The sequence below is a fragment of the Spectribacter hydrogenoxidans genome (assembly GCF_031846275.1).
Lineage (GTDB): Bacteria > Pseudomonadota > Gammaproteobacteria > Nevskiales > Salinisphaeraceae > Spectribacter > Spectribacter hydrogenoxidans.
The window spans coordinates 36273-61153 of the sequence record NZ_JAVRIB010000007.1; the positions used below are offsets into that span (position 1 = coordinate 36273).

At 66.5% G+C, this 24881-nt stretch carries 22 protein-coding genes; 16 read left to right on the forward strand and 6 right to left on the reverse strand.

What is annotated here, in order from left to right:
• Nucleotides 1-11: 11 nt before the first annotated feature.
• On the forward strand, nucleotides 12-464 hold the full coding sequence (locus RM532_RS07965) for a hypothetical protein (protein WP_311652717.1): 453 nt from the start codon (nucleotides 12-14) through the stop codon (nucleotides 462-464).
• A gap of 114 nt (nucleotides 465-578) precedes the next feature.
• On the opposite strand, the gene RM532_RS07970 is transcribed toward RM532_RS07965, so the two are convergent.
• The 3 genes from RM532_RS07970 to RM532_RS07980 form a co-directional block, all read right to left on the reverse strand.
• Nucleotides 579-1337, reverse strand: a complete 759-nt coding sequence (locus RM532_RS07970; RefSeq protein WP_311652718.1) for a hypothetical protein — start codon at nucleotides 1335-1337, stop codon at nucleotides 579-581.
• Nucleotides 1338-1341: 4 nt separating this feature from the next.
• A complete protein-coding gene (mobI, locus tag RM532_RS07975; RefSeq protein ID WP_311652719.1) occupies nucleotides 1342-1815 on the reverse strand; it encodes a conjugative transfer protein MobI(A/C) in 474 nt (157 codons plus the stop codon).
• A 1301-nt stretch (nucleotides 1816-3116) separates the two neighbouring features.
• Entirely contained in the window at nucleotides 3117-4385 is a 1269-nt protein-coding gene (locus tag RM532_RS07980; RefSeq protein WP_311652720.1) for an RNA-guided endonuclease InsQ/TnpB family protein, read from the reverse strand.
• Nucleotides 4386-4651: 266 nt separating this feature from the next.
• On the opposite strand from RM532_RS07980, the gene RM532_RS07985 reads away from it, so the two are divergent.
• Complete coding sequence (locus tag RM532_RS07985) at nucleotides 4652-4873, forward strand: hypothetical protein (RefSeq protein WP_311652722.1); 222 nt, start codon at nucleotides 4652-4654, stop codon at nucleotides 4871-4873.
• A gap of 157 nt (nucleotides 4874-5030) precedes the next feature.
• Nucleotides 5031-5309, forward strand: coding sequence for a hypothetical protein (locus tag RM532_RS07990; protein ID WP_311652724.1), 279 nt, complete (start codon nucleotides 5031-5033; stop codon nucleotides 5307-5309).
• A gap of 4 nt (nucleotides 5310-5313) precedes the next feature.
• Here the strand turns inward: RM532_RS07990 and RM532_RS07995 are convergent, their stop codons facing one another.
• A complete protein-coding gene (locus RM532_RS07995) occupies nucleotides 5314-5904 on the reverse strand; it encodes a PD-(D/E)XK nuclease family protein (RefSeq protein ID WP_311652725.1) in 591 nt (196 codons plus the stop codon).
• 977 nt (nucleotides 5905-6881) lie between these two features.
• Here RM532_RS07995 and RM532_RS08000 point away from each other — a divergent pair.
• The gene (locus RM532_RS08000) at nucleotides 6882-7439 is read left to right on the forward strand and encodes a SprT family zinc-dependent metalloprotease (protein WP_311652726.1); all 558 of its coding nucleotides are present in this window, start codon (nucleotides 6882-6884) and stop codon (nucleotides 7437-7439) included.
• On the opposite strand, the gene RM532_RS08005 is transcribed toward RM532_RS08000, so the two are convergent.
• Complete coding sequence (locus RM532_RS08005; protein ID WP_311652727.1) at nucleotides 7436-8719, reverse strand: adenylate/guanylate cyclase domain-containing protein; 1284 nt, start codon at nucleotides 8717-8719, stop codon at nucleotides 7436-7438. The genes RM532_RS08000 and RM532_RS08005 overlap by 4 nt on opposite strands.
• On the reverse strand, nucleotides 8716-9075 hold the full coding sequence (locus RM532_RS08010) for a DUF3307 domain-containing protein (RefSeq protein ID WP_311652729.1): 360 nt from the start codon (nucleotides 9073-9075) through the stop codon (nucleotides 8716-8718). The genes RM532_RS08005 and RM532_RS08010 overlap by 4 nt, the downstream gene beginning before the upstream one ends.
• A 91-nt stretch (nucleotides 9076-9166) precedes the next feature.
• Here RM532_RS08010 and RM532_RS08015 point away from each other — a divergent pair, with 91 nt between their 5' ends.
• The 12 genes from RM532_RS08015 to RM532_RS08070 all read left to right on the forward strand — a co-directional run bounded on the left by RM532_RS08015 (nucleotide 9167) and on the right by RM532_RS08070 (nucleotide 24860).
• Entirely contained in the window at nucleotides 9167-12409 is a 3243-nt protein-coding gene (locus tag RM532_RS08015; RefSeq protein ID WP_311652730.1) for an adenylate/guanylate cyclase domain-containing protein, read from the forward strand.
• Between the two features lie 5 nt (nucleotides 12410-12414).
• A complete protein-coding gene (locus RM532_RS08020; RefSeq protein WP_311652731.1) occupies nucleotides 12415-13233 on the forward strand; it encodes an outer membrane lipoprotein-sorting protein in 819 nt (272 codons plus the stop codon).
• A gap of 18 nt (nucleotides 13234-13251) precedes the next feature.
• Nucleotides 13252-15948 carry an MMPL family transporter gene (locus RM532_RS08025; RefSeq protein WP_311652732.1) on the forward strand — a complete coding sequence of 899 codons (2697 nt, stop codon included), beginning with the start codon at nucleotides 13252-13254 and terminating at the stop codon, nucleotides 15946-15948.
• A gap of 137 nt (nucleotides 15949-16085) precedes the next feature.
• Nucleotides 16086-17009, forward strand: a complete 924-nt coding sequence (locus RM532_RS08030) for a DUF3450 domain-containing protein (protein ID WP_311652734.1) — start codon at nucleotides 16086-16088, stop codon at nucleotides 17007-17009.
• Complete coding sequence (locus RM532_RS08035; RefSeq protein ID WP_311652735.1) at nucleotides 17006-18352, forward strand: DUF3450 family protein; 1347 nt, start codon at nucleotides 17006-17008, stop codon at nucleotides 18350-18352. Before RM532_RS08030 ends, RM532_RS08035 begins: the two co-directional genes overlap by 4 nt.
• Entirely contained in the window at nucleotides 18345-18908 is a 564-nt protein-coding gene (locus tag RM532_RS08040) for a MotA/TolQ/ExbB proton channel family protein (RefSeq protein ID WP_311652736.1), read from the forward strand. The genes RM532_RS08035 and RM532_RS08040 overlap by 8 nt, the downstream gene beginning before the upstream one ends.
• A complete protein-coding gene (locus tag RM532_RS08045; protein ID WP_311652737.1) occupies nucleotides 18895-19305 on the forward strand; it encodes an ExbD/TolR family protein in 411 nt (136 codons plus the stop codon). Before RM532_RS08040 ends, RM532_RS08045 begins: the two co-directional genes overlap by 14 nt.
• 7 nt (nucleotides 19306-19312) lie before the next feature.
• Nucleotides 19313-20020, forward strand: a complete 708-nt coding sequence (locus RM532_RS08050) for a TonB family protein (protein ID WP_311652739.1) — start codon at nucleotides 19313-19315, stop codon at nucleotides 20018-20020.
• Nucleotides 20021-20271: 251 nt separating this feature from the next.
• Nucleotides 20272-22827, forward strand: a complete 2556-nt coding sequence (locus tag RM532_RS08055; protein ID WP_311652740.1) for a DUF1329 domain-containing protein — start codon at nucleotides 20272-20274, stop codon at nucleotides 22825-22827.
• Complete coding sequence (locus RM532_RS08060; RefSeq protein WP_311652741.1) at nucleotides 22827-23570, forward strand: glycerophosphodiester phosphodiesterase; 744 nt, start codon at nucleotides 22827-22829, stop codon at nucleotides 23568-23570. The genes RM532_RS08055 and RM532_RS08060 overlap by 1 nt, the downstream gene beginning before the upstream one ends.
• 38 nt (nucleotides 23571-23608) lie before the next feature.
• Nucleotides 23609-24538, forward strand: coding sequence for a DnaJ C-terminal domain-containing protein (locus tag RM532_RS08065; RefSeq protein ID WP_311652742.1), 930 nt, complete (start codon nucleotides 23609-23611; stop codon nucleotides 24536-24538).
• Between the two features lies 1 nt (nucleotide 24539).
• On the forward strand, nucleotides 24540-24860 hold the full coding sequence (locus RM532_RS08070) for a chaperone modulator CbpM (RefSeq protein ID WP_311652744.1): 321 nt from the start codon (nucleotides 24540-24542) through the stop codon (nucleotides 24858-24860).
• The last annotated feature ends 21 nt before the right edge of the window (nucleotides 24861-24881 follow it).

Sequence of the window (24881 nt, forward strand, 5' to 3'; positions counted from 1 at the left end):
GAGCGGATGCCATGAGCCAGATCAACCGATTGAAAGAACCCGCATTGCGGCTCCTGTCATTGCTAGTCGCGGGCCTGCTCCTGAGCGGCTGCGTCGCAACCGCCGAACCCCGCATGCGGACGCTCTCGGAATTCCAGTACGGCGACCGCGATACCGGGACGATCAGGAACAGCAGCTACCAGCGGCAGGGCGACATACAGCAGCGGGGCGACGACTACGTCATTCGCGATAACCAGTATCGCGTGAAGTATCGGCTGGACCGGCAGGCAGACGGCAGCTATACCGTCCGCGATTCCAATTATCAGCCCGTGGGCGAGATCAGTGCGCCTGATGCCGGCGGCACGCGTCGGGTGCGGGATGGCGGCTACCGTCCTAAGGGGCGGATCGAAGTTCGAGACGGCGAGACGATCTTTCGTGATTCTGGGTTTCGAGAGCGCGTGCGGACTGATATCCCGCTCGAATGATCGATGTTTCTCGTCAAGTGCGCGCATAGGCCTATGCAAGTGTGGCGTAGTAGAACGTCGCCTGATTAGCAGCGGCGCGAGATGGCCCCTCGAGTAGATGGGAACGGACAACGCTTAAGCCGGCTCATAGCGGCCGTCTGTGCCGCGATGGACGTGCAGGGCTACCAGGGAGAGGGCATCAGGCGTCGAGGCGCCCAGGCGCACGATTGGGCCCCTCACCGTGGTGATCTGGCCTTGATCGAGGGCGCCGAGTGGGCGCGGGCCGGAGCGGGTCAGGTCCTTGGTGATCTCAAGAAGCAGGCCGGACGGAGGGTGAGCACTGTCGGTGCAGTCACGACGGAGTGACACGGCAAGACGGGGGAGGTCACGCGCCGCGGTGATGACGCGGGACTTCAGGGGGTGACGGCCGATCGAGGCCGACTCGAGGGAACGCTTCAGGCGATGCACACCGGATTTCAGCGAGGGCCACTCGCCGTCGTCAGCCGGACCCAGGGTCCAGAGGTCACGGATGCCGCTGTCGATGATCGCGTCAATGAGCAGGCGCTCGAGGGCGGCGGTGTGTTCGGGATCGGCGTCGTAGTGATCGGTCAGGCCCTCGCCGACGGGGCAGCCAGGGGCATGGTGGGCACGGCCGTGCATGCGGACGAGGGTCAGCGTGCCCTGGGCGGTGCGTCGGGTGTGGAGCAGGGGCGGCGTGTCGGTCCGGCAGTCACAGACCAGCCACTGACCCTGTCGATGCAACTCGGGCAGAAGCGGGTGGGTCGAGAGGGTGTCGTCTCGCATGGCCGCGATCAGGGTCCGGCGTTCCTCGAAGGCGAGGGCGCGGATGGGGTCAGCGTCGGAATCGGACTGTAGGGCGGGGATGATGTGCATTGGGTCAGTCCTCCGACTCTTGGTAGCTGAGATCGGGCGTTACCGCCAGCAGAGCCCGGCGAGCGGTGTTCAGCGCAGCGGCAGACTCGCGGATGTGTTGGGCTCGGACTTCGGTGTCGAGAACGGTCTCGTGAGACCAGGGCGGCGAGTGGGATTTCAGGGTCGAGGGCCGATAGGGTCCCGAGCGTGGTTTGGGGAGGTGGTCGGAGATGACGCGCTTGGCCCCATCGCGGACATAGCTGTTACGGGCCCGGCGCCAGTAGATGTAGATGGTTCCATCGGGTCGACGGTTCACGTAAAGCATCAACCAGAGCATGTCCATGGTTGGGCGCTCGTTCAGGCTGAGCAATCGAAAGTCCGTGAATTCCTGGGCGAGCTGCTTGGCTTGGTCGAAGCAATCATCGAGCGATTTATCGATGGTCTGGATGACCTCGTGGAGGGCGTCGTTATCGAGGGTGTTATTCGGGGTGTCGGTCATGGTATCTCCGGATTCATGTTTTCCCAGTATTCTGCTTGTAAACGGTTCGTCGTACTTTCCCATTCCAAAACAATCGGGCTACGTTGACCGGTTCCTGTCAACGTGGCGTAAAAGTGTTTCTGCGGCGACGCTGCAGGAATCAGGAGGCAATGCATGTATGTCCCATTAGCCAACGCTTGACTCTCCCGTTACCCGGTTCCTGTCAACGTACATTGGTGATAATTTTTTTCGACGATGAGCCATTTATTTGTTTGCATTAGGGGTAGAAATGGGCTCTCGTTACCCGGTTCCTGTCAACGTATGCTTGAAACCTTGTATTTCAGGCGCTGCAGACGACTCTCGTGCCGACGGTGATGAACACGGGATTTTCCGCGTGGCCTTTTGTGCATTAGTCATCATGTTGACTCTCCGTTACCCGGTTCCAGTCAACGAGAACGCGTGGGCAGATGTTGCTCAGGCTGCGTAAGCTCATTTCGCATAAGCCAACAACGCGAGACTTCGTTACCCGGTTCCTGTCAACGGGATTCGAAAACGCGATTTGCCGGCCGATATTGGGCGGCATTGAGCGGAGGGATGCGACCTGCGGAATGATCACTTGGCTAATCCCCCATTAGCCAACAGAAAGAGCCCTCGTTGATCGGTTCCTGTCAACGGGACAAAAACACGCGTCGTTTGAGGGTTCGGCTTCGCCGACTCCTTATATGGACAGAAAAAACAGCTACGTTCCCCGGTTCCTGTCAACGGGACCATTCGGTCGGCCTTTACAGGTTGTTCATGGAGTGAAGTATTGCGGGTGGGGCACTGGGAGTGTCGGCGGAAAGTCCGTTATTTGGGGTGGCTTTTCCGGCGGGTGTTGCCCGGGTGATGGAGTTGGCGAGGAAAGGGATGCCAGGGCATCGGCTGGATCGGCCTCTAGCAGCCCAGGAGATGTCTCATTGACGCTCCACGGAACTTCAGTGAGGCCAACAGGAGTTGCGGCAAGGGATGCGGACCAGGTGCTTATGCCTCTCCGAAGTTCTGGGGAACTTCAATGAGGCATTTGGGAGACGACAACGCTGGTGATCACGGGGCAGATGCCTCACAGACGTTCCATGGGACGTCTCTGGGGCATTTCGTGCGGACCTGATCTGGTGAGAGGACCATGGGCGCGACAGCTCACGTCCCACAGACGCTCCGTGGAGCGTCTATGAGGCAAAAGCGGGCGAAATAGGGCGGCAAAAGGGGGCTGGCGTTTTTCGGGTTCCGGGTTAGCGTCGGGGATACCAATCTGATGGAGGTATTCATGGCTTGGAGTTCCACCCTCACCCCGTCACCGCGGTCCGTTCCGCGGCATCCGGGGCGGGATTGATTCGCGCTTCGCAGGCCGCCGGGGCGAGCACAGCAGGTGCTGCGTCACCACACGGGATCGTCCGGCCTCCACGCGCCTGACATTCCGGCCTCCCGCCGGTAGCAAGTCGCTGGATATTGATCGCAGCGTTCACGTCGCGATCGTGGGTTGCCCCGCAGGCGGGGCAGGACCAGTGCCGCATGGACAGCGGCATCGCCGTCATCCGGTGGCCACACCCCGAGCAGGTCTTGCTCGTGGGCGCCCACCGGTCAATCACCACCACCTCACGGCCGCCCCAGGCGGCCTTGTAGGTGAGCTGCCGGCGCAGCTCGGTCCAGGCGGCATCGGCAATCGATAACGCCAGGTGGTGGTTGGACAGCATGCCCCGCACGTTCAGGTCCTCGACGCCGATGACTTGGTTGTCGTCAATCAGACGCCGGGTGATCTGATGCAGGGTGTGGGTGCGCCGGTTGGCGATGCGCTCGTGGGTCAGCGCCACGCGACGACGCTGGCGCTGCCACCGGGCCGAGCCCTTGCGCTTGCGCGCCAGGGCCCGCTGCTGGCGTTTGAGGCGCCGGAGATCATCCCGGTAATGCCGGGGTGCCAGCGCCCGATCTCCGCGGCTGGTGACCACGAGATCACGCAGGCCCAGATCAATGCCCACGGCGGCGTAGGCGGCCGGGCCCACGCCCGGGGCGACTTCTTCGCACATGAAGGTGACGAAGTATTTGCCGGTGGCGCTGCGACGCAGGGTGACCATCTTCGGTATGCCACCCGGGGTGCGCGACCACCGGAGCTTGATCTCGCCCAGCCCGGGCAGCGTCAGGTAACCGGGCCGGTAGGCCCGGTGAACCTGGCGCTGATCCAGCTGAAAGCGGATCGCCTGAGCATGGCCACGCTTTTTGAAGCGCGGGTAGCGGGCACGGCCGGCGAAGAAGTTGCTGAAGGCCCGATCCTGGTCGCGCAGGGCCTGAGTGAGCACCGTCGCCGGGGTGGCTTTGAGCCAGGCATGCCGGTGGGTGCGCTTCAATGTCGTGAGCAGCCGGGAGATGTCCACGCCCGACCGAGACTCGGTGCGCCGGCGCCAGGCCTTGCTGCGCGCGTTGAGGCCGAAATTCCAGACCCAGCGGGCGGCGCCGAAATGGCAGGCCAACGCCCGCTGCTGCGCCGGGGTCGGGTAACACCGGAACTTGTAGGCCCGCTGGATCAGCCGGGGACTGCCGTTGTGAGGCTGTATGCCCATACACCCCGACGCTACACCAAAAGGCCGCGCGAATCACGGGTGTCACGGGCACCACCTGGCCCCTGGTCCGGACCGCGCCGCGGGCGCTTCGCGTGCCTACCCGGGGGCTCGAAGGCGTCCTGCCTTCTCGAATGGGGTTATCGGCAGCCGCTGAACCCCGGGGAAAGTCCGCTGGGGAAAACCGGCGTGATCAGAAAATCCAGATCTCTAAATAGAGGGTGAACCGACAGGAATCGCTTGTCGGATAACCATAATAGGAGATCAAAATGGACAACAGGGATAAGAACACCGTCGAGCTAGACCATATTCGCGATGCACAAAGCGAGCATGAGCAGCAAATGCTGAAACGCGCGCTGATGGAAATGGCGGGGAGTAGGCGACCCGTGATCGTGCAGGAGTGCGGAGACATCGTGCATGTCTGTCGCGACGTGGGAGAGGTGGAAACCCTATTGCGAGCCTATTGGAAGCGCTCGGCAGCGGTACGCTGATCGGAAGGCCCGACCCAAATTTCGGGTAACAGGCGGCGGCCGGGTGCCCATGAGAAACGGGATGCCAGCCAGACCGGGCTGGGGCGTTGCATATTCCCGGTCTCGCGATAGCTTCGAAGGGACATCGGCGCCAGGCGCCGCCTACCCGGAGAGCTTCATGCCCGAGACGATCCTGAGTGAATCCCATCCCGACCGACGTGGCGTTGTCCGCGGCTGGCTGCTGTGGCTGGCCGCTTGGGCACTGGCCTTTGCGGCCCCGGTCGATGGCCGCACGAGCGAATCAGTTGATGGAGACTGGCGGACATGGGTGGAGTTGGCCGGCTACGACGAGATGGGGTGTCCGTATTATCGCGTCCGGCAGGAAAGCGGGGAATTGTCGCGGCTTCATTTCTATCTGGGCATGGGCGACTACTACGTGGTGACTCGCCGGCGGTGATGTCTCACGCGGTCCCAAGGGCCAGATTCGACAAACTCTTGAGCCGAGCGTGCGCCGCGGTGCCGCGCATTGCGGCCTGGCGGCGGCCGGGGTCGTCGGGCTTGGCCGATAGAGACGGATCCGCCAGATACTCCGCAAACGCAGAAACCTTCATCAAGCCGCCGCGGATTCGGCCACGCTGATGGAGTGCCTTGAAAGCGGGCAGAACGGAATGCTCGACATACTCGACGTCGTTGGCATCGGCTTCGATGTCGAACTTCTGTCCGTCCCCGTAGAGGATCCCGGTCTCGGCCGGGTAGTGGCGCCCGGTCTGCTGACGAAGGACCTTACTGACCAGCAGGCCGTAGACCATCACCTGGTAGCCCTCATAGGGGGTGGGGCCCTTGCCGGCGAGGCGGGTCTTGTAGTCGATGACGAACAACCGGTTGTGCTCGCCGTCGTGGATCACCCAGTCAGGCACGCCAACCAGGGGCGTGTCCTGAAAAGACCGATCGTCATGGGCCACCAGGGTCAGGGCATGGCGGCGGGCAAAGCCCAGCGCACGGAGATAGAAATCCGTGGCCCGGTCCGGGTGCATCGTGGTGTGGGCGTGCATATCAATACCTCTCATAGAAGAGGTGATAACACGGCTCAGGAAAACTGCAATGGGGCAAGGGAGGCTGAGGGCGTCAGCGCGAGGAGACGAAAGGTTGAGAGAGGGCCGAAGCCCTCTCTCGTTTGGTTACTGGATGAGTGCCGCAATGGCCTCGTCCAGGTTCTGGCAGCGCCGATTTGGCAGAGAATCGGTGCTGCCAGTCGGTTTAATGCGCGCTAAGTTATTGATATTGCGAATGTCCCAATTGGGACATTCCGGCTGTATGGCAGATTACATCTGGTTCTCCCCAGCTTTTCGGATGCCGCTGGTAGCGCGTCACTTGATGACCGCGCTACGCGGGGAGATTCGGGTGACAGCGATAGGCGCCAAGGGGCATTCTTGAGCATTTCTCACCGATGTCGATTTTTAATAAATCAATAAAAACAAATACCTGCGGGCGAATTCTGGCATTCATAATGCTGGTGTCGGTGGTTCAAATCCACCCGTGGCTACCATTTTTCCCTCGCGTATCTGCCAGCGCACGAGTTTCGTCAGCGACGACACCCGTGTTTTTTATCGCTGGTGTCGGCGGTTGCGCGGGCCTTCCTGGCCCGCGTCCTGCGGACTCGCCGCAAAGCGGCTCGCGTCGATCGGCTGTCCTGCCGATCGATCAAATCCACCCGTGGCTACCATATCCTTCTCCGCGCCTCTAGCTAACTAACGAGCTTCGTCAGGGATGACGCTCGTGTTGTTTTTGTTGGCTGGTGTCGGAGGTTGACTGCGGCCGTCCCTGGCCGCAGCCCTTCGGGTGGCGCTCGCGCGTCATCAACCCGACTCTCCCTGCCGGGTTTATGACGGCAGCCATCCTTGGTTGCCGCCCTAAGGGCGACGCGTTCGCGTCGTCCCGATCGGCTGTCCTGCCGATCGGTCAAATCCACCCGAGTTCTCGCATGGGCTAGGATGGCGCATGATTTTCGGTAACCACGCTTGACTCTAAAATGACGCAGCAGGCTGCAGCGTCCGCGATTGTTGCTTCCGAAACCGCGCTTGTTGATGCGGTCGCGTACTGGGTTGCACGAGCGAATTCATTGTTCGATCTCGCGGTTCCCGTGCCACAGGTGCGCATGGATCTGCGCGGGCGCAGCGCCGGGCTGACGGTGTATGCGCGGCGCCATCGGCAGCCGGCGCTCATCCGTTTCAATGCCGGGCTTTGTGAGCAGTATCCGGCCGAGATGCTGAACGAGACGGTCCCGCACGAGGTGGCCCATGTGGTGACGGTCTGGCGCCACGGTTTCCGGGTGAAACCGCACGGGCCGGAATGGCGTGCGATTATGGTCTGCTTCGATAGGCCGCCAACGGTATGCCATCGAATGGATGCGCCGTCTTCGCGCGCGATGCGCTATTTCCCCTATCGCTGTTGCTGCGATGAGCCACGCTATCTCAGTGCGATCCGGCATCGCCGGGCGGGTCGGGGCGCGGCCTATCTCTGCCGGCGGTGCGGCAGTCGCCTGGTAGCCACTGGTGGCGTGCCGGTGGTCTCATCAGGTCGTACTTAGGCGGACGACCTGGTCGTGTCGCACGGTTCTGTCGTGCCCTCGAGAAACCACGTCGGCATCCGACCGCGGCCGCGCACCCGCAGCGTACCGCGGCGCTGCAGCTGAAACTCGTCGCCCAGCAGGTCGTGGGTGGCTTCGGTGAGCTGGATTCGTCCGGGCAGGCCCTGGGTCTGCATGCGACTGGCAATGTTCACGGTGTCGCCCCAGACGTCGTAGGAGAACTTGCGAGCGCCGATCACCCCGGCCACCACCTCGCCGCTGTGCATGCCGACCCGCAGGGCCAGCTTGTGGTCGAGCGACTGGTTGAGGTCGTCGATGGCCTCGAGCATGTGCAGTGCCGCCCGGGCCACGGCCGGGGCATGATCGGCCCGCGGCAGGGGCAGGCCGCCGGCCAGCATGTATTCGTCGCCGATGGTCTTGATCTTTTCCAGCCCCTCCTGCTCGGCGATGCGGTCGAAGCGGGAGAACACCCGGTTGAGCAGCGCCACCAGATCGCCCGGGGGAAGGCGGCCGGACAGCTCGGTGAAACCGACGATGTCGGCGAACAGCAGGGTGGCGTCCGGGAAGCTGTCGGCGATGACCTGCGAACCATCCTTCAGTCGCCGTGCCACGGTCACCGGCAGGATGTTGCGCAGCAGTTCCTCGGAACGCTGGTACTCGCGCTGGAGCATGTCCTCGGTGTGGTTGATCTCCTGATAGAACAGCGCCACCAGCCCGCCCAGCAGGGCGAAGGCTCCCACCGCATTGGTGAAGAACGCCAGATCGGTGAACCAGTCGGGATTGGCCATGGCGATCACGGGCTGGTCGAATGCCAGCTGGATCCAGATGAACATGGCAATCCACAGCCCGGCGAACAGCACCGACAGCCAGCGTTCGCCGCGGGTGAACAGCAGGAACAGCGCGGTCCACAGCACAAAGAAATACAGGTGAACCCCGGCGCCGTTGCCGATCACCCAGGAAGCGAAGGTCAGTTGCAGCACCGGTACGCCGGCCAGGCACAGCCGGGCCGCCAGGAACCGGCGTCGCCGGTTGCACCACAGCACCGCGGCATAACCGGCCAGCACCGGCGGGGTGATGGCGGCGATGGGCCAGAGATCGGCCATGCCCAGCAGCTGGGCTCCGATGGCCACGATGGCGTAGAACAGGGTGACCGGCAGCGCCAGAATTGCCATCTGGTTGACCAGTACCACGCGGCGATGGGTGGCCTGATCGAGCATCGGACCGACCCCCAGATGGGCGCCGGCCTCCCAGCGCGCCCGCCAGTCGCGTTGCCCGCTCACGCCAGGATCAGCCAGAGGCCGGCCCAGACCGGTTTGCATGCCAGATGCAGGCACTGGTCGAAGTGGAAGCCGTAGAGCCGGCGGGATTTTCCGTAATCGATCAGCCAGTGGACGATGGCCTCGGCAACGCCCAGACCGACCATGCCGGTGGCCGCGGCAACCGCACCACCGTGGATAAGCGCGTGGGCGGACAGCACGTGCACCCATACCCATTCGCGGTGTTCACCGGCTGACCGGGGCGCCCGGCGGGTGGGGTTCTTGCTGCGGACCATCCATTCGGTCTGCAGGGCGAAGTCGCCCACGGCGTGGCCGACCAGCAGCCAGAACAGGACCTCGACAAAGCCGACGTCAATCATCGCAAGCAGGTGGAATCATGATGTGCAGGAGTCTATCAGTGCCCGATGGCAGCAACGGTGCTAACGTGAGCGCAGCCACTCCGGAGGCACTATGACAACCTGCCCGGCCTGTGCCCATGGCAACCCCGATGAGGCGCGTTTCTGCAATCAGTGCGGTGCCGCGCTGACCGCGACGGCACCCGCCGCCGCGCCGCTGGATTATACCCCGCCGCATCTGGTCGAGCGGGTGCTGAAATCGGCACATGCGGTGGCCGGGGAGCGCAAGCAGGTCACCGTGCTGTTTGCCGACGTCAAGGGTTCCACCCGGCTGGCCGCGCAGATCGGGCCCGAGGCCTGGCACGGCATCCTAGATCGTCTGTTCACGCTGCTTGCCACGGCGATCCACCGTTTCGGGGGTACGGTCAACCAATATACCGGCGATGGTGTAATGGCGTTGTTCGGGGCCCCGCTCGCGCACGAGGATCACGCGGTGCGGGCCTGCCACGCGGCACTGGCGGCGGGGCAGGCGGTGCGCGCCTTCGCTGACGAACTACGCCTGCGCGAGGGCGTGAATCTGTCGATCCGTACCGGCCTCAACTCCGGGGAGGTGATCGTGGGACGCATCGGTGACGATCTGCGGCTGGATTACACCGCTCAGGGTCTGACCGTGAACCTGGCAGCCCGGATGGAAACCATCGCCGAACCGGGGCGGATCTGTCTGACCCGTTATACGGCTGATCTGGTGCAGGGTCATTTCGAACTGCGCTCTCTGGGCGACATGACGGTGGTCGGCGCGGATGCGCCTGTGGCCGTGCACGAGCTGTTGCGGGCCGCGCCCGCTGCCGACTGGCAGCGCCTGCCGACCCGCCGCCGCGGCCGGTTCGTGGGTCGCGATCGGGAATTGCGCCAGCTCACCGATGCGCTGGAGGCGCTGGTGGCGGATGGCCGCCACGGCATCCTGGCGGTGACCGGGGAGGCGGGCATCGGCAAGAGCCGCCTGTGCCACGAATTCATCACCCGTTGCCGGGCCCGGGGCGTGAAGACGCTGACCACCTTCGCGCTGCCCTACGCCGATGCCGTGCCCTATTTTCCGGTGCACCAGCTGCTGCGCACCTATTTCGACATCGCCGAGGACGACTCGCCGGCCCGCATTCGCCGTCAGGTCGCCGGGGTGCTGCTGCTGGACGATCCCGGGGCCGGCCGACAGGTCGACTGGATCAGCGATTTTCTCGGCGCCGGCGAGGGCGGTGACGCCGACGACATCGACCCGGCGCGGCGGATGCAGGGATTGCACGACCTGTGTGCCCGGACCCTGTCCGAGGCCGAGGCGCCCGCGGTCGTGCTGGTCGAGGATGCCCACTGGATGGATGCGGGCAGCGAGGCGTTCTTCCGGCACTTCGTCGCGTCGCTGCCGGGTTGCCCGGTGCTGGCGGTGTTCAATCACCGGCGGGAACGGCCGCTGCCCTGGCTGGCCGAAACGGCGGAGGCACAGGTTGATCTGGCCGCGCTGACCGGGACCGACCTGGATGCGATGCTCGACGATCTGCTCGGGCGCGACCCGACGCTGGCACCACTGCGCGCCACGCTCCGGGAGCGGGCCGGCGGAAATCCCTTCTTCATCGAGGAGGCGGTGGCCGCGCTCGCCGATGCCGGAGACATCAGCGGTGTGCCGGGGAATTACCAACCGGCGCGCGACACGCCGCGCCTGGTGCTGCCGGATTCGGTCCAGGCGTTGCTCGGCGCCCGCATCGATCGTCTGCCGCAGCGCGACAAGCAGTTGCTGCAGGCCGCCGCCGTGGTGGGCAAACGCTTCGTGCTGGCCTGGCTGGCGGCGCTTGACGGTCTGACCGGGGACGAGCGTGCGGCCGCGGTTTCCGCCCTCGAGGCAGGCGGGTTCATTGCGCCCGTCAATCCCGCCGGTACCGATTACGAGTTCTGCCATCCGCTGCTGCAGGAAGTGGCCCACGGCATGCAGCTGGGGCATGCCCGGCGATCGCGCCATGGTCAGTTGGCGGCCCATCTGGCGGCGGATTGCCCGGAACCCCGTCAGGCCGGGGAGCGGGCCAGCCTGATCGCCCATCACTGGGAACTGGCCGGGGTGCCGGTCGAAGCCGCGCGCTGGCAGCTGGGCGTGGCGATCTGGGTGGCCCAGCGCGATGTGGACGCCGCCCTGCAGGCCTTCCGCAAGGCGCTGACGCTGGTCGGGGAAGACCCGGCAACACCGCTCGCCCGGGAGGTGGCGGTAGCGGCCAGCAGCGGCATTCTGCGGGTAGCCTCGCTGCTGCCGGTGCCCGCTGACGAAGCGGCGCAGGCCTACGAGCGCGGCCTGCGGCTGGGCGATGGTTCGGCCCGCGCGGAACTGGCCATCTCCAACGCCTCGCGCCTGTTGGTCCACGGTGATGCGCGCACCGCGCTGGCGGCGGCCCGGGAGGGGGTGGCGCTGGCCGGCGGCGATACCGGTCTGCTGGGCCGCTTCCGCATTCCGGTACTGATGGCCTGCTTTGCCGCCGGTGAGCTGGCCGAGGCCGAGTCGCTGCTCAGCGATGCGGGGGACGCCGACTGGATCGACGGGCCGATCACGCTTGATAACGCCGCCTCGCGGGCGCTGCTGGCGATCCAGCGTGCCTATCGCGGCCAGCTGGACCGGGCGGCACTGGATCTCGAGGCCTGTGGCGAACTGCTGGAGGCTGACGGGCGGCGCATCAGCTGGCTGGTGGCCAACCAGGTGGAGGTGGCGTTCCTGCGGGGCGAGTCCGGGGACAGCCGCGAGCAGGCCGCGCGGGCGGTGGCCTGGGCCGAGGAATCCGGCAGTGGCACCTTCCGGGAAGTGGCGCAACGGGCCCTGGCCATGGCTCACATGCTGGCCGGGGAATGGCAGGCGGCGGTACGCATCCTGGATAATGGCCGGGACCTGGTGAAAGCCGGCGCGCCGGCGCACCAGTTCCTCAGTCTGCATCTGAGCCTGCTGGCCCAGGCGCGTTACCGTGCCGGCGACCCGCGAGCCGGTCTGGAGGACGCCCGGACAGCGCTCGAAGTGGCCGAGCGGGCCGGCAGCGCGGTCTGGGCGCTGCGGGCCCGGCTGGTGGTGGCCGAGCTCAGTCTCGGCGCCGGCGACGATGCGCTGGTGCCGGCACTGCTCGATCAGGTCTCTGCGGGTATCGAACAAACCGACGCGCGGCTGTTCGCGGCCGAGCTGGCGCTGCTGCGTGGCGACTGCAGTGCCCGGGCCGGTGATGGTACGGCGGCGCGCCAGTGGTGGCAGACCGCGGCACAGCGCTGGCAGGACAGCGGCGCGCCGGTGCGGGCGGCCGCCGCCCGGCGACGGACTGCCGATGATCTTCTTCAGGAGGCATGATCCAGATGACGAGACTTGTTTCATTGCTGCTCGCCGGGCTTGCCGCCGGCGTATCGACCAGCTCGCCGGCGGCCCCCGATCCGGAGGCGGTGCGTGCCTGCAGCCGGGCCAATCTGCCTGACAGGACCATGGTCCAGGACCTGACCCTGGACAGCACCGACCGGGCCGGCAACCGCCGGCAGATCGAGGCCACCTTCTTCGTCAAGCGCTTCGAAAAGGAGAACCGGGCCAATCTGGTGGTACGGGCACCCATTGACCTGTCCGGCGTGAGCTATCTGATGGTGGACACGCCGGAATCGGATCGCCTGTTCCTGTATCTGCCGTCGATCCAGAAGGTGCGTCGGGTCAGCGGCAAGACCGCCACCGAGAGCCTGCTGGGCACGGATTTCAGCTACGAGGACATGAAGCAGCTGCGCAGCATTTCCGAGGGCGGCACGCTGGTGGGCGAGGGGGTCGGCGAGATCGAGGGCCGCATTGTCGACATCGTGGCCCTGACGCCGCCGGCCGGTGACGAAAGCGCGTATGAGCGGCTGGTATTCCGGGTGGACCGGGAGACCTGCGTGACCCTGCGGGTGGATTTCTTCGAGCGCGGCGCGGAACTGACCAAGCGCTATACCGCGGACCCATCCTCGCTGCGTCAGGTGGGGCAGCGTTGGCTGGCCACCCGGTCGACCATGACGGATCGGCAGGACGGGACCGAGACCCAGCTGGAGGTAACCTCCGTCGAATACGACGAGGACGTCTCCGACGGGGTGTTCAATTCCCGCACCTTCTATCTCGGTGTCTATGACCCGGATGCAGCCCGCCGCCGCGATGCCGGCTGAATCGGGGTCCGGTCGCCGGTGATTGCCACGCTGTCGGCGCGTATCAGCCGCCATGCCGGCTGGGTGGTGGCTGCTGTGGTCGCCATCACCGCGCTGGCCGCGGCCAGCCTGGTGGACTGGCCGGAACGCCGGTTTGCCATCGACATCGACCCGGCCATCGGTACGCTGCTGCCGGCCGGGGATGAAGCCCAGGCCTATCTGGCGCGGGTCGAGCGGATATTCGGCCAGTCGGAATCGGTGGTGGTGGCGATCTACCCGGATGATGTATTCGCCCCGGCAACGCTGACCGCGCTGGCGACGCTGGATGACACCCTGGCGGCCCTACCGTACGTGCAGTCGGTCACCTCGCTGGCCTCGGCACCGCTGATGCGGGCCGACGGCGACACCCTCGACCTGGGCGCCGCCAGCCCCGGTGACAGTGAGGCGCTACGGGCCGCGGCCCGGGCCAACCCGCTGATCGCGAATACCCTGCTGGGGGCCGACGGTCAGGCCACCGCCCTGATGGTGGCGCTGGCCGATGATTACGAGGCGGCCCCCGGCGCGGCGGCGGCCGTGGCCGGAATCCGTTCGGCGGTGGCTGACGCGTTCGGGGACTCGGCGGGCGTGCGTCTGACCGGCCCGCCCGCGATCAAGGCCGCCACGGTCGAGGCGTTGACGCGCGAACTCATGCGGCTGGTGCCCGGCATCCTGCTGCTGGTGGCGCTGTTCCTGCTGGTGGCATTCCGCAGCGCCCGCGGCGTGTTGCTGCCCCTGACCACCATCGGCATTGCCTTGATCTGGGTGCTGGCGGTAATGTCGCTGACCGGGCGCACCCTCAATCTGATCACCGCCATCGTGCCGCCGGTGGTGATCACGGTGGGGCTGGCCTACACGCTGCACCTGCTGTCCGCCTATTACCGCGTGCGCCGGGCGGATGACCCGGCGTCCGCTGCCCTGGCCGACGTGGCCATGCCGCTGCTGCTGACCGGGGCCACCACCGGGGCCGGGTTCCTGGCCCTGATGCTCTCGCCCTTGGCGGCGATTCGCGAGTTCGCCTGGCTGTCGGCCCTGGGGGTGGGTTTTTCGGTGCTGCTGTCACTGACCTTTCTGCCCGCCATGCTGCGGCTGTTCGCCTGTCACAACATCGGGGCGCCGCCCGGCGCACGACTGGTGCGTTTCGGGTCCCGCTGGCTGGCCGCATTCAACGTCCGGTACCGGCGGCAGATCCTGGTGGCCGGCGGGCTGTTGATGCTGGTGGGGCTGGTGGGGGCGTCCGGCATCCGCGTGGGCACGGATTACGTCAACGGATTCGGCGAATCCGCGCCGGTGCGGCAGGATTTCGCCCGCATCAGCCAGGATTTCGGCGGGGCGACGCCGTTGTCGGTGGTGCTCACCGCCCCCGCGCAGGGCAGTTTCGCCCGCCCGGACCTGCTCGCGGCGGTGGCCGAGTTGCAGCAATGGCTGGCCGACCAGCCGGAGATCGGGTCGGTGACCTCGCTGGTGGATTACGTGCGCACGCTCAACCGCGCGCTCAACGAAGGGGACGAGGCGGCCCATGTCATTCCCGACAATGCCACGGCCACCAGGCAACTGCTGCTGTTCGGTGGCGGGGACACGCTGGAGAATCTGGCCGATACCGGGTTGCGGCACACGCAGTTGCAGGTGCGGGCCACGGTCAGTGACAGCGGCGCGATCGGGGCGCTGGTCGAGCGGATTCGCGAGCGGCTGACGAGCATGCCCGAGCCGCTCTCGGGCAGGGTGACCGGCACCCCGGTGCTGCTCAGCAGCGCGGTGGACGATATCGCCAGCGGTCAGATCGTGACCATCGGTGCGGCGCTGCTGGTGGTGTTCCTGCTGCTGTCGGCCTTGTTCACCTCGTTTTCCACCGGGGCGCTGGCTCTAACGCCCAACCTGCTGCCCGTGTTGCTGTACTTCGGTGCCCTGGGGTTTTCCGGCGTCACGCTCAACCCCACCACCAGCCTGATTGCCTGCATCGTACTGGGCATCGCGGTGGACGACACACTCTATTACCTGGCCCGCTTCAACAACGACGCGCGGCGGTTCGCCAGCGAATCCCGGGCCACAGTGGGCGCACTGCGAGCAGTGCTGCGGCCGGTGACCTACACCTCGCTGGCGCTGATTGCCGGCTTTCTGATGCTCACCACCAGTGGTCTGCAGAACCAGGTGCAGTTCGGGGCGCTGGCGGCTTTCACCATCGGCGTGGCCTGGCTGACAGACGTGACTTTCACGCCGGCGCTGGCCTCGGGAGTCAAGATCGTCACCCTGTGGGACGTGCTGCGGCTGGATCTGGGCCGCGCGCCGCAAGAGTCGATTCCGCTGTTTGCCGATCTCAAGCTGCGCCAGGCCCGCATCTTCGCGTTGCTGTCGGAGATCCAGCGGAGCCCGGCCGGCGAGCGGGTGATTGCCGAGGGCGACGAGGCCGGGGACATCTTCGTGGTGATCGACGGCGAACTGCGCGTCTGGGTCGAGCGCGAGGATCAGCAGGTGGAGTTGCAGCGGCTGCGACGCGGCGCCGTGCTGGGCGAGGTGGGGCATTTCGCCAAGCGGCGTACGGCCAATGTCGATGCCATCACCGACGTGCGTCTGCTGCGCTTCGATGCTGATGATCTGGAACAGTTGCGGCGGCGCTATCCGCGCACGGCGGCACTGGTGTTCCGTAATCTCAACCGCATTCAGGCGCAGCGGCTGGCGGAAGCCACCCGGCGGATTGCCTGAGGGCGGGATCGATCCCGGCACAATCCGGAAAGCGCCCTGTTATCATCGATCCGAAACCGACCGGTCGACGCGGGAACCCGCGGCCAACCGGCGGTTCCAACGCGGTGCAAGCCGCGGGCAAGGAGGATGCAATCATCGTGACCGACAAGCGACGGCGCTGGCTGTGGGTTGTCTGCTGTCTGCCGATGCTGGCCGGTGCTGCCGACCCGGTGGAGCAGGCCCGCGACACCGTGACCGAGACCAACCAGGCGGATGCCGCCTCCCAGGATCGTATCGACCGGCTTTCCGAGGAAACCCGGCGGATGCTGGATGCCTACCGCGAAGCGGTGACCCGCACCCAGCAGCTGCAGGTCTACAACCGCGAACTGGACAAGATCGTGGCCGAACAGGAACGGCGCAAGCAGGCCCTCCAAAATCGCATCGACCGGGTCGGGGATCTGCGCGAGCAGGTCGAGCCGCTGATGCTGCGCATGATCGACGGCCTGGAGCGTTTCGTCGAGGCCGATCTGCCGTTCTCGCTGGCCGAACGTCGCGAGCGCGTGGCCGGGCTACGCGAGGCGGTGGCCAATCCCGAACTCAACGTGGCCGAGCGGTTCCGCCGGGTGTTGGAGGCTTATCAGACGGAGGCCGAGTACGGCCGCACCATGGGGACGTACCGCGGTGAGGTCGAGATGGACGGCAGCCCGAGGCTGGTGGAATTCCTGCGGGTGGGCCGGACCATGCTGTTCTATCTCACCCCCGATGATGCCCGCGTCGGTTACTGGGATCGCGACAGCGGTGCCTGGCAGCCGCTGCCCGATCGCTACCGTGGCCCGATTCGCGAAGGCATTCGCGTGGCCAAGGATGTGGCAGCGCCCCAGCTGATCGAGATCGCCGTGCCGGCGCCGTCAGCACCCCAAACGCCGGCGCTGCCGGATGCCGATGCCCCGCCGGAGCCGGCCGAGGTGCCTGCCGAACCCGACGGCGAGGCGCCTGAAAACGGGGATGACGCCCCATCGGATGACGCCGCTAACTGGGATACCGCGCCGGCCCGGGAACAGCCATCGGGGAGTGCCTCATGACTCGTCTGATTCCCTTGCTGATCATGGCCCTGTTTACGGGGGTGGCATCGGCGGCGCCCAGTCTGGAATCGCTGCTGCGCGAGGTGGAAGAAGCGCAGCAGGCCAGCAACAGTATCAATCGTGAACGCGAGCAGCGCTTCCTGCAGAACAAGCAGGAACAGCAGCAACTGCTGGCCGAGGCGCGGGCCGAACTGGCGCCGATCGAGAACCGCACCGGCGAACTGCGCAGCCGCTACGACAGCCTGCAGCAGGAAATCACGGCGTTGCAGGCCGAGCTCGAAGACAAGGCCGGTGATCTCAACCAGATGGTCGCGGTGGTGCGCCAGGCCGCCGGTGACCTGCAGGCAGTGGCATCGGATTCGCTGATCACGGCCCAGTATCCCGATCGCGAGTCGCAGCTCTCGGCGCTGGCTGCCAGCGACAGCGTGCCCAGTGCAGAGGAGTTGCAGCAACTGTGGTTCCTGCTGCAACAGGAAATGACCGCCAGTGGGCAGGTCACCACCTTCGAGGCTCCCGTGGTGGCGCCCGACGGCAGCACCGCCAGGGAAGATGTGACCCGCGTGGGCCCATTCGCAGCGGTCGCAAACGGGGACTACCTGGAGTATCTGCCCGGCACCGGGCTGAAACGATTGGGGCGCCAGCCGGGTGGCGGTGCCCGTTCGATGGCGGCGGACCTGGAAGCCGCGGAGAGCGGCCTCGTGCCCATGGCCATCGACCCCACGCGGGGCAATATCCTGGCGTTGCTGGGTCAGCGTCCCGATCTGCTGGCGCGCGTTCATCAGGGGGGCGGCGTCGGCTACGTGATCATCGGGCTGGGCGTGTTCGGTGTGCTGCTGGCGGCCTGGCAGTTCCTGCGCCTGCTGGGGACCGGCCGGCGCGTGCGCGGGCAATTGAAGAATCTGGGCGAACCCCGTTCCGACAATCCGCTCGGGCGCATTCTGCAGGCAGCCCGCGATGCCGACGCCGATGATCCGGAGGGGCTGGAGCTGAGCCTCGACGAGGCGGTGATCCGCGAGGCCCCCCGGCTGCAGCGCACGCAGCCGCTGATCAAGCTGCTGGCTGCGGTGGCGCCGCTGCTGGGCCTGCTCGGGACGGTGGTGGGCATGATCGCCACCTTCCAGGCGATCACCCTGTTCGGAACCGGGGATCCCAAGCTGATGGCCGGCGGCATTTCCCAGGCTCTGGTGACCACCGTGCTGGGGCTGGTGGTGGCCATTCCGTTGCTATTTGCCCACAGTCTGCTGGCCTCGCGCAGTCGCGGCCTGATCCAGATTCTGGAAGAGCAGAGCGCCGGGTTGCTGGCCCGTTACCTGGAAAGCCGCGCCGGGAGCCGTCGTGCCTGAGTGGGGCGTTATCGCCGCGCTGGCGCCGGACTGGTTCGGCCGGTTCATCGATACCGGCGGCGACATCCTCTGGGCGATCCTGTTCGTGACGGTGCTGCTGTGGACGCTGATCCTGGAGCGGCTGTGGTTCTATCGCTTCGTGTTTCCCCGGCGAGTGTGCCGCTGGCAGGAAGAATGGCGGGCACGCTCCGACCACAGCTCCTGGCGGGCGCGGGCCATTCGCCGTCTGATCGTGTCTCGCGCCAACGCGCAACTACGGGCCGGCTTGCCGGCCATCCGCAACCTGATCGCCCTGTGTCCGCTGCTCGGGTTGCTGGGCACCGTGACCGGGATGATCCAGGTATTCGACGTAATGGCGCTGAAGGGGACGTCGGACGCGCGGGCCATGGCCTCGGGGGTGTCGCAGGCCACCATTCCCACCATGGCCGGCATGGTGGTGGCGCTGTCGGGCCTGTACTTCGGAACCCGCTTCCCGCAGCGCGCGGCGCGCGAGACGCGGCGGCTGGCCGATCGGCTGGATATCCGCGGGGGGGGAGGCGGTCATGGCAAGGCGTAGACGGCTGAACCTCGCCGAGGAGGACGACAACGAGATCAACATGACACCGATGCTCGATATCGTGTTCATCATGCTGATCTTCTTCATCGTCACCACCTCATTCATCAAGCCGTCCGGCATCACCGTGGACCAGCCCACGGCCCAGACCGCCGAGAGCCGCGACGCCAACAACATCCTGATCGGCATAAACCCGGCCGGCGAGGTCTGGATCGACAAGCGTTCGGTGGATGTCCGCGCGGTGCGGGCCAACGTGGAGCGGCTGCGTGCCGAGAATCCGGATTCGGCGGTGATCATCCAGGCCGATGAAAAGGCCCCGAGCGGCCTGCTGGTGCGGGTCATGGATCAGGTGCGGCTGGCCGGCGTGGATGACATGGCGATCGCCGCCGATCCCGAGTAGCACGGCGATGCGCTTCCCGCTGGCCCTGCTGTCGGCACTGCTCGTGAGCCTCGGGTTGTTCTGGGTGATGCAGTGGCTGGTGGCTCCGCCGGAAGGCGACCAGGAAGCGCGTCCGGAGCAGGCGGAAATCCGCGTCACCCGCATGACCGAGCCGCCCGAACCACAGGCCGAACAGGCGGCCGGGGGCGGTGGTTCCAGCGCGCCGCCCGAGCCGCCGCCGGTGCCCGGCCTGTCGCGGCCCAGCGGCATTCCCATTCCGGCACCTAAGACCGACGCCAACACCGTGCTGCCGCAGATGGATTTCAAACCCGAGTTGTCTAGCAAGACCGGCATGGGGGCGTCCTTCGGCGGCATGGCCGCCGGTGGCAGCGGCGGCGGTTTCGGCGGCGGCGAGGGCGGTGGCAGCGGGAGTGGATCCGGCCCCGGCAGCGGCGGGCGTGATCTGGTGCCGCTGTCCACCGCCCGGCCGCAGATTCCTGAGAGCGCCTGTCGTCAGGGCATCGAGGGCTGGGCGATCGCGGAGTTCAACGTTACCCCACGTGGCAAGGTCACCAATATCAAGGTGGTGGACGCCGACCCCCGCGGCGTGTTCGAGAAGGCCATGGTGGAAAGCCTGCAGTACTGGCTGTACGAGGCCAGCGACGAGGACAAGGCCTATCGGGTGACCTGGAAGTTCGAGTTCAAGCTCGAAGACTGCAAGATGAACTGGCGGTGATGAATCCCTTGTATTCAATGCGAGGTCGAATCCGCGGGAATAAGCCGCAGATTCACGCAGATTGCCGCAGATTCTACGCGGGCGATTTGCCGCGGGCGTGGGAGTCAATTTGCAAATCCGGACTGGGCCCGGGCTACGGGAATCAAGAAAAATCTAACCCGCCAGACGCTCGATCTTATTACGAAAAATCATGCATCTGCGCGAATCTGTGTAAATCTGCGGTTACCGGTTTTCTTCTGCCCGTGCTGACGATGATTGCCTTGCCCGTGGCGGCCCAGCAGTACCGCTCTCAGGTGCAGGAAGTGCCGACCGAAGAGGCTGAGAAGACCACCCGCGAGGACCTGGAACAACAGCTCGAGCAGGGCGGCGGCAGCGACTACGGTCGCGCCCTGACGCTGCAGCATCTGGCCGGGCTGGCGGCCGAGGAGGGGGATCTGGCGAAGGCACGCGGCTATCTGGAACGCGCGATTGCGCTGGAAGCCCTGGCGCAGCCGGCCACCGACGAGATGCGCGCCAACCTGGCCCAGTTGCAGGCCGCGGCCGGTCAGTACCGGGAGGTGGTGGAAACCATGCAGCCGCTGATCGACCGCGGAGCGGACGCTGGCGCGGTGGATGCGCAGGCCTGGCTGGCGCTGGGAAATGCCCACGCCCAGCTGGGCCAGTGGGATCAGGCGGTCGCGCCACTGGAGCGGGCCTCGCAGGTGGGCAGCCGGGATGAAGGCCTGTACCGGTTGCAGCTGGCGGTGTTCATGGAAGCGGGGCGTTTCGATGCTGCCGCCGGGGCGCTGGATGAACTGGTGAAGCTGGCCCCGGACAACAAGGCCTACTGGCTGCAACTGGCGGCGGTCAACACGCGGCGCGGGGCCGATGCCGAGGCGGTCTCCGCGCTGGAGATCGCCCAGCGCCGCGGCATGCTCGATACCGCTTCGGAACGCCTGCAGCTGGTGCGGGCCTATCTGGAAAGCGGCGCACCCTACGATGCCGCTACGCGGTTATCGGACTGGATGGCATCCGGCCGGATCCCGACCAGTGCCGCCAACTGGCGCCTGCTGGCGTCGGCCTGGACCCGGGCCGAGGAATTCGCCCGTGCCATCGATCCGCTGCGGCGTGCGGCCGAGGCCACCGGCGACCCGCAGCTGTACGCCCAGCTGGGTCAGCTGCAGATGGATCTGGCGAACTGGCCGGCGGCCACCGAGGCGTTCGAGCGCGCCCGGGCGGCAGGGGACATCGGCGCGGATACCGGCTCGCTGTTGCTGTCGCAGGGGCTGGCCTACTATCAGCAGTCGAAGGCCGACCTGGCCCGCGGCGCCTTTGAATCAGCGCGCCGCTACGACGCCGTCGCAGACCTGGCCGGGCAGTGGGTGGAATTTCTCGATGCCCGTCCGCCCGGGCTCGAGCCGCTGGCGATGCAGGGGCTGGCCGGTGCCGGGAAGGCATCGTCGCCCACGACTACTTCCGGCGAGGGCGAGGCAGACAGCGACGTGGCGGCGACAGACGGCCCCGACGATACGGGCGCCGCGCCCATGCCTGCGGGTGTGCCGGACACTGGCGACGAACTTACCCCGGTGGGTGCCGTGCGGGCCGGCAACGCCGACGGCAGCATCCCGACCTGGCGTGGCGGGCTGACGCCGGACCGGGCGCCCCCGGGCTATGAATCCGGCGGGCGCGTGGTGGATCCGTTCGCTGAAGAAACGCCCGAGTTCGTGATCACCCGCGACAATCTGGATCAGTACCGGGACCTGCTATCCGCCGGCCACCGAGCGCTGTTCGAGCGCTATCCCGACTACCGCATGCCGGTCTACCCCACCCACCGTACCGCCGCCTACCCGGAGGCCATCTACCGGGCCACGCTCGCCAACCAGCGCCGGGCCCGCCTCGAGGACCCGGATTCGCTGGTGGGCGCGCGGCTGGGCTTTCCCTTCCGGGAACCCGAAACCGGGGTGGAGGTGCTCTGGAACCACCGGCTGCGATTCCGCAGCAACGATATCTGGGTGCGCTCCGACGAGGCGGTGGTGCGCGACGACGGCATTGCCAATGTGCAGCGCCGGGTGGAGGAGGTGCTGTTCGGCTACGGCAACCTGTCGGCGCCCGCCGGCATCGGCGAGAACATCATCGCCTACTATCTGATGTCGCTGGACGACAACGGCCGGCGCAAGGGGTCGGTGCTGGTGCATGAGACCATGAACAAGCGTCGCGGGGAGCGTCGCATCTGGGCATCGGTACCGGGGGCCATGCGCCTGTTCCGGGTGCCCCCGATCGGTTACGACAACCCCCGGCCGTCCACCGACGGGCTGATGTATCTGGATCAGATCGACATGTACAACGGGTCGTTCGACCGTTACGTCTGGCGGCTGGTGGGGCGCAAGGAAATGATCGTGCCCTACAACGGCTATCGCCTGCAGGACCCTGACCTGAGCTATCAGTCGCTGCTGCAGCCGGGCCATCCCGACCCCGGCGAGATGCGCTACGAGCGCCACCGCGTTTGGGTGGTGGAAGCCACCGAGCGCGGCGGCGAAAACCACGAATTCGGCACCCGCATCTTCTACATCGACGAGGATTCCTGGTCGATCCTGATGGTCGACAACTACGACAAGGCCGGCAATCTGTGGCGCTTTCAGGAGGGCCACGCGGTGCAGTACTACGATCTGCAGCTCACCTACACCGGGCCAGTGTTCATCTTCGACCTCAAGGACGGGCGCTACTTTGCCACCCGCCTGACCAACGAGGCCCCGGGCGTGTTCTACAACACCGGCCGCTATCAGCCCGGTGATTTCCGGCCGGCGGCGCTGCGCCAGCGCATGCGCTGATGCGCATCATTGCCCATCGTGGTGCCTCCCACGCCGAGCCGGAAAACACCGCGGCGGCATTCGACGCGGCGCTGGTGGAGGGGGCGGACGGGATCGAACTGGACCTGCAGCTTTCGCGCGATGGCGAGGTGGTGGTGTTCCACGATGCCACCCTGGCCCGGCTGGGCCTGCGCCGTGCCCGCATCCGTGATCACGACTGGAGCGACCTCGCGGGGCTAGACGTGGGCCGCTGGTTCGCCGGGCAGGCCACACCGCATCGGATGCTGCGCCTGACCGATGTTCTCGCCGGCTGGGGCGGGCGAACACATCTGTATCTCGAGATCAAGCACGCCGAGGGTCGCCGGGGGCGGGATCGGCACCGCGAACTGGCGGAGCGCACGGCGGAGGCCGTTCGGGCCGCTGGCCTGATCGATCAGGTGTCGATCCTGTCGTTCCATGAGGCTGCGCTGGAGGCGGTTCATGCGCTGGTGCCCACGCTGGCGCTGGTCCGCAATGTCCAGCGGGTCGGCTTGCTGACCCGGGCGGCGCAGCAGCGTGCGGGTCTGTCGGCCCTTTGTGTGGCAGTCGATCGCTTCGGGGCGGCGCAGCGTGCGCGGCTCGCGGCGCTGGAACGGCCGGTCTACGTCTATACCTGCGATACGCCGGCACAGTTCCGCCGGGCGTGCGATCTTGATGCCACGGCCGTGATCAGTAACGGTCCGGCCGCCGCCCGGCGCTGGTTTGCCGGGCAAACATCGGCCTGAGCGCTTGAATCCCGACTGCTTATGCCAAGATTCATGGCATGGAATTCAAGAACTACTACGACATCCTCGGCGTAAGCCCGGAGGCCGGCGATGACGAGATCCGCCGCGCCTACCGCAAACTGGCCCGCAAGTATCACCCGGATGTCAGCGAGGAGGCAGACGCGGAAACCCGGTTCAAGGATGTCAGCGAGGCCTACGAGGTGTTGAAGGATCCCGAGAAGCGGGCCGCCTTCGATCAGGTACGGCGTCAGCCGCAGGGCGGCAGGCCCGGCGGAGACTGGCAGCCGCCGCCGGGCTTCGAGCAGGGGTTCGGCTTTGGTGGCGGGGGGTTCACGGCCTCGGATCCCTCCGGCTTCTCGGACTTCTTCGACACGCTGTTCGGTGGCCGCGCCGGCGGTGGCCGTGGCTTTTCCATGCGTGGCGCGGATCAGCGTGCCGCCATCCGCATCGATCTGGACACCGCGCACCGCGGCGGAGTGCGCAAGCTGAGCCTGTCCGAGCCCGATGCCCGCGGTCAGCTGCGGTCGCGCACTCTCAACGTGCGCATTCCGGCCGGGGTCACCGACGGTCAGCACATCCGGCTGCGCGGACAGGGTGGTACCGGTGCCGGTGGCGGGCCCAGCGGCGACATGATTCTGGAAGTCGAGGTCGAGGCGGATCCGCGTTTCACCCTCGAGGGCCGGGATATCCACGTCACCCTGCCGGTCGCGCCCTGGGAGGCCGCGCTCGGGACGACCGTCCAGGTACCGACGCTGGATGGCAGGGTCGACCTCAAGGTGCCGGCCGGCGCCCAGTCCGGCAAGCGGCTGCGGCTGAAGGGGCGCGGCCTGGGGGGCAAACGGCCGGGTGATCAGTACGTTACGTTGCGCATCGTGAATCCGCCCGCCGACACTGAAGCCGCCCGCGCGGCCTTCCAGCGCCTCGCCGATGAGGTGCCGTTCAACCCGCGTGCGGGGCAGGAGGACTGACATGGCAGCGAGAGCATTTGCGGCCGAGCCGCTGGACACCCTGGAACTGCGCGAGCTTTGCCTGGTTTGCGGCGTGTCTGCGGAGTTGGTGATCGATCTGATGGACGAGGGGATCGTGGAACCGGTCGGCCGCAGCCGGCGCGGGCCGCTGTTCACCGCGGTCGCCGTGCGCCGGGTGCAGATCGTGCGTCGCCTGCAGCGGGATCTCGGCGTGAACCGGGCCGGCGCCGGACTGGCCATGGAACTCATCGACGAGCTGCAGCGCCTGCGCCGGCGGGTGGCGTTGCTGGAGGCCCGGGACGGGATCGAGCCGAACCGGTGATAAAGTCACGGTTTTCCTGAC

Coding starts and splice junctions, on each gene's coding strand:
- RM532_RS07995 (WP_311652725.1), bottom strand. CDS start 5,904: ATGCACGCCCACACCACGATGCACCCGGACCGGGCCACGGATTTCTAT.
- RM532_RS08060 (WP_311652741.1), top strand. CDS start 22,827: ATGCGCATCATTGCCCATCGTGGTGCCTCCCACGCCGAGCCGGAAAAC.
- RM532_RS07970 (WP_311652718.1), bottom strand. CDS start 1,337: ATGCACATCATCCCCGCCCTACAGTCCGATTCCGACGCTGACCCCATC.
- RM532_RS07990 (WP_311652724.1), top strand. CDS start 5,031: ATGCCCGAGACGATCCTGAGTGAATCCCATCCCGACCGACGTGGCGTT.
- RM532_RS07965 (WP_311652717.1), top strand. CDS start 12: ATGAGCCAGATCAACCGATTGAAAGAACCCGCATTGCGGCTCCTGTCA.
- RM532_RS08070 (WP_311652744.1), top strand. CDS start 24,540: ATGGCAGCGAGAGCATTTGCGGCCGAGCCGCTGGACACCCTGGAACTG.
- RM532_RS07980 (WP_311652720.1), bottom strand. CDS start 4,385: ATGGGCATACAGCCTCACAACGGCAGTCCCCGGCTGATCCAGCGGGCC.
- RM532_RS08020 (WP_311652731.1), top strand. CDS start 12,415: ATGACGAGACTTGTTTCATTGCTGCTCGCCGGGCTTGCCGCCGGCGTA.
- RM532_RS07985 (WP_311652722.1), top strand. CDS start 4,652: ATGGACAACAGGGATAAGAACACCGTCGAGCTAGACCATATTCGCGAT.
- mobI (WP_311652719.1), bottom strand. CDS start 1,815: ATGACCGACACCCCGAATAACACCCTCGATAACGACGCCCTCCACGAG.
- RM532_RS08045 (WP_311652737.1), top strand. CDS start 18,895: ATGGCAAGGCGTAGACGGCTGAACCTCGCCGAGGAGGACGACAACGAG.
- RM532_RS08050 (WP_311652739.1), top strand. CDS start 19,313: ATGCGCTTCCCGCTGGCCCTGCTGTCGGCACTGCTCGTGAGCCTCGGG.
- RM532_RS08065 (WP_311652742.1), top strand. CDS start 23,609: ATGGAATTCAAGAACTACTACGACATCCTCGGCGTAAGCCCGGAGGCC.
- RM532_RS08010 (WP_311652729.1), bottom strand. CDS start 9,075: ATGATTGACGTCGGCTTTGTCGAGGTCCTGTTCTGGCTGCTGGTCGGC.
- RM532_RS08035 (WP_311652735.1), top strand. CDS start 17,006: ATGACTCGTCTGATTCCCTTGCTGATCATGGCCCTGTTTACGGGGGTG.
- RM532_RS08055 (WP_311652740.1), top strand. CDS start 20,272: ATGATTGCCTTGCCCGTGGCGGCCCAGCAGTACCGCTCTCAGGTGCAG.
- RM532_RS08000 (WP_311652726.1), top strand. CDS start 6,882: ATGACGCAGCAGGCTGCAGCGTCCGCGATTGTTGCTTCCGAAACCGCG.
- RM532_RS08015 (WP_311652730.1), top strand. CDS start 9,167: ATGACAACCTGCCCGGCCTGTGCCCATGGCAACCCCGATGAGGCGCGT.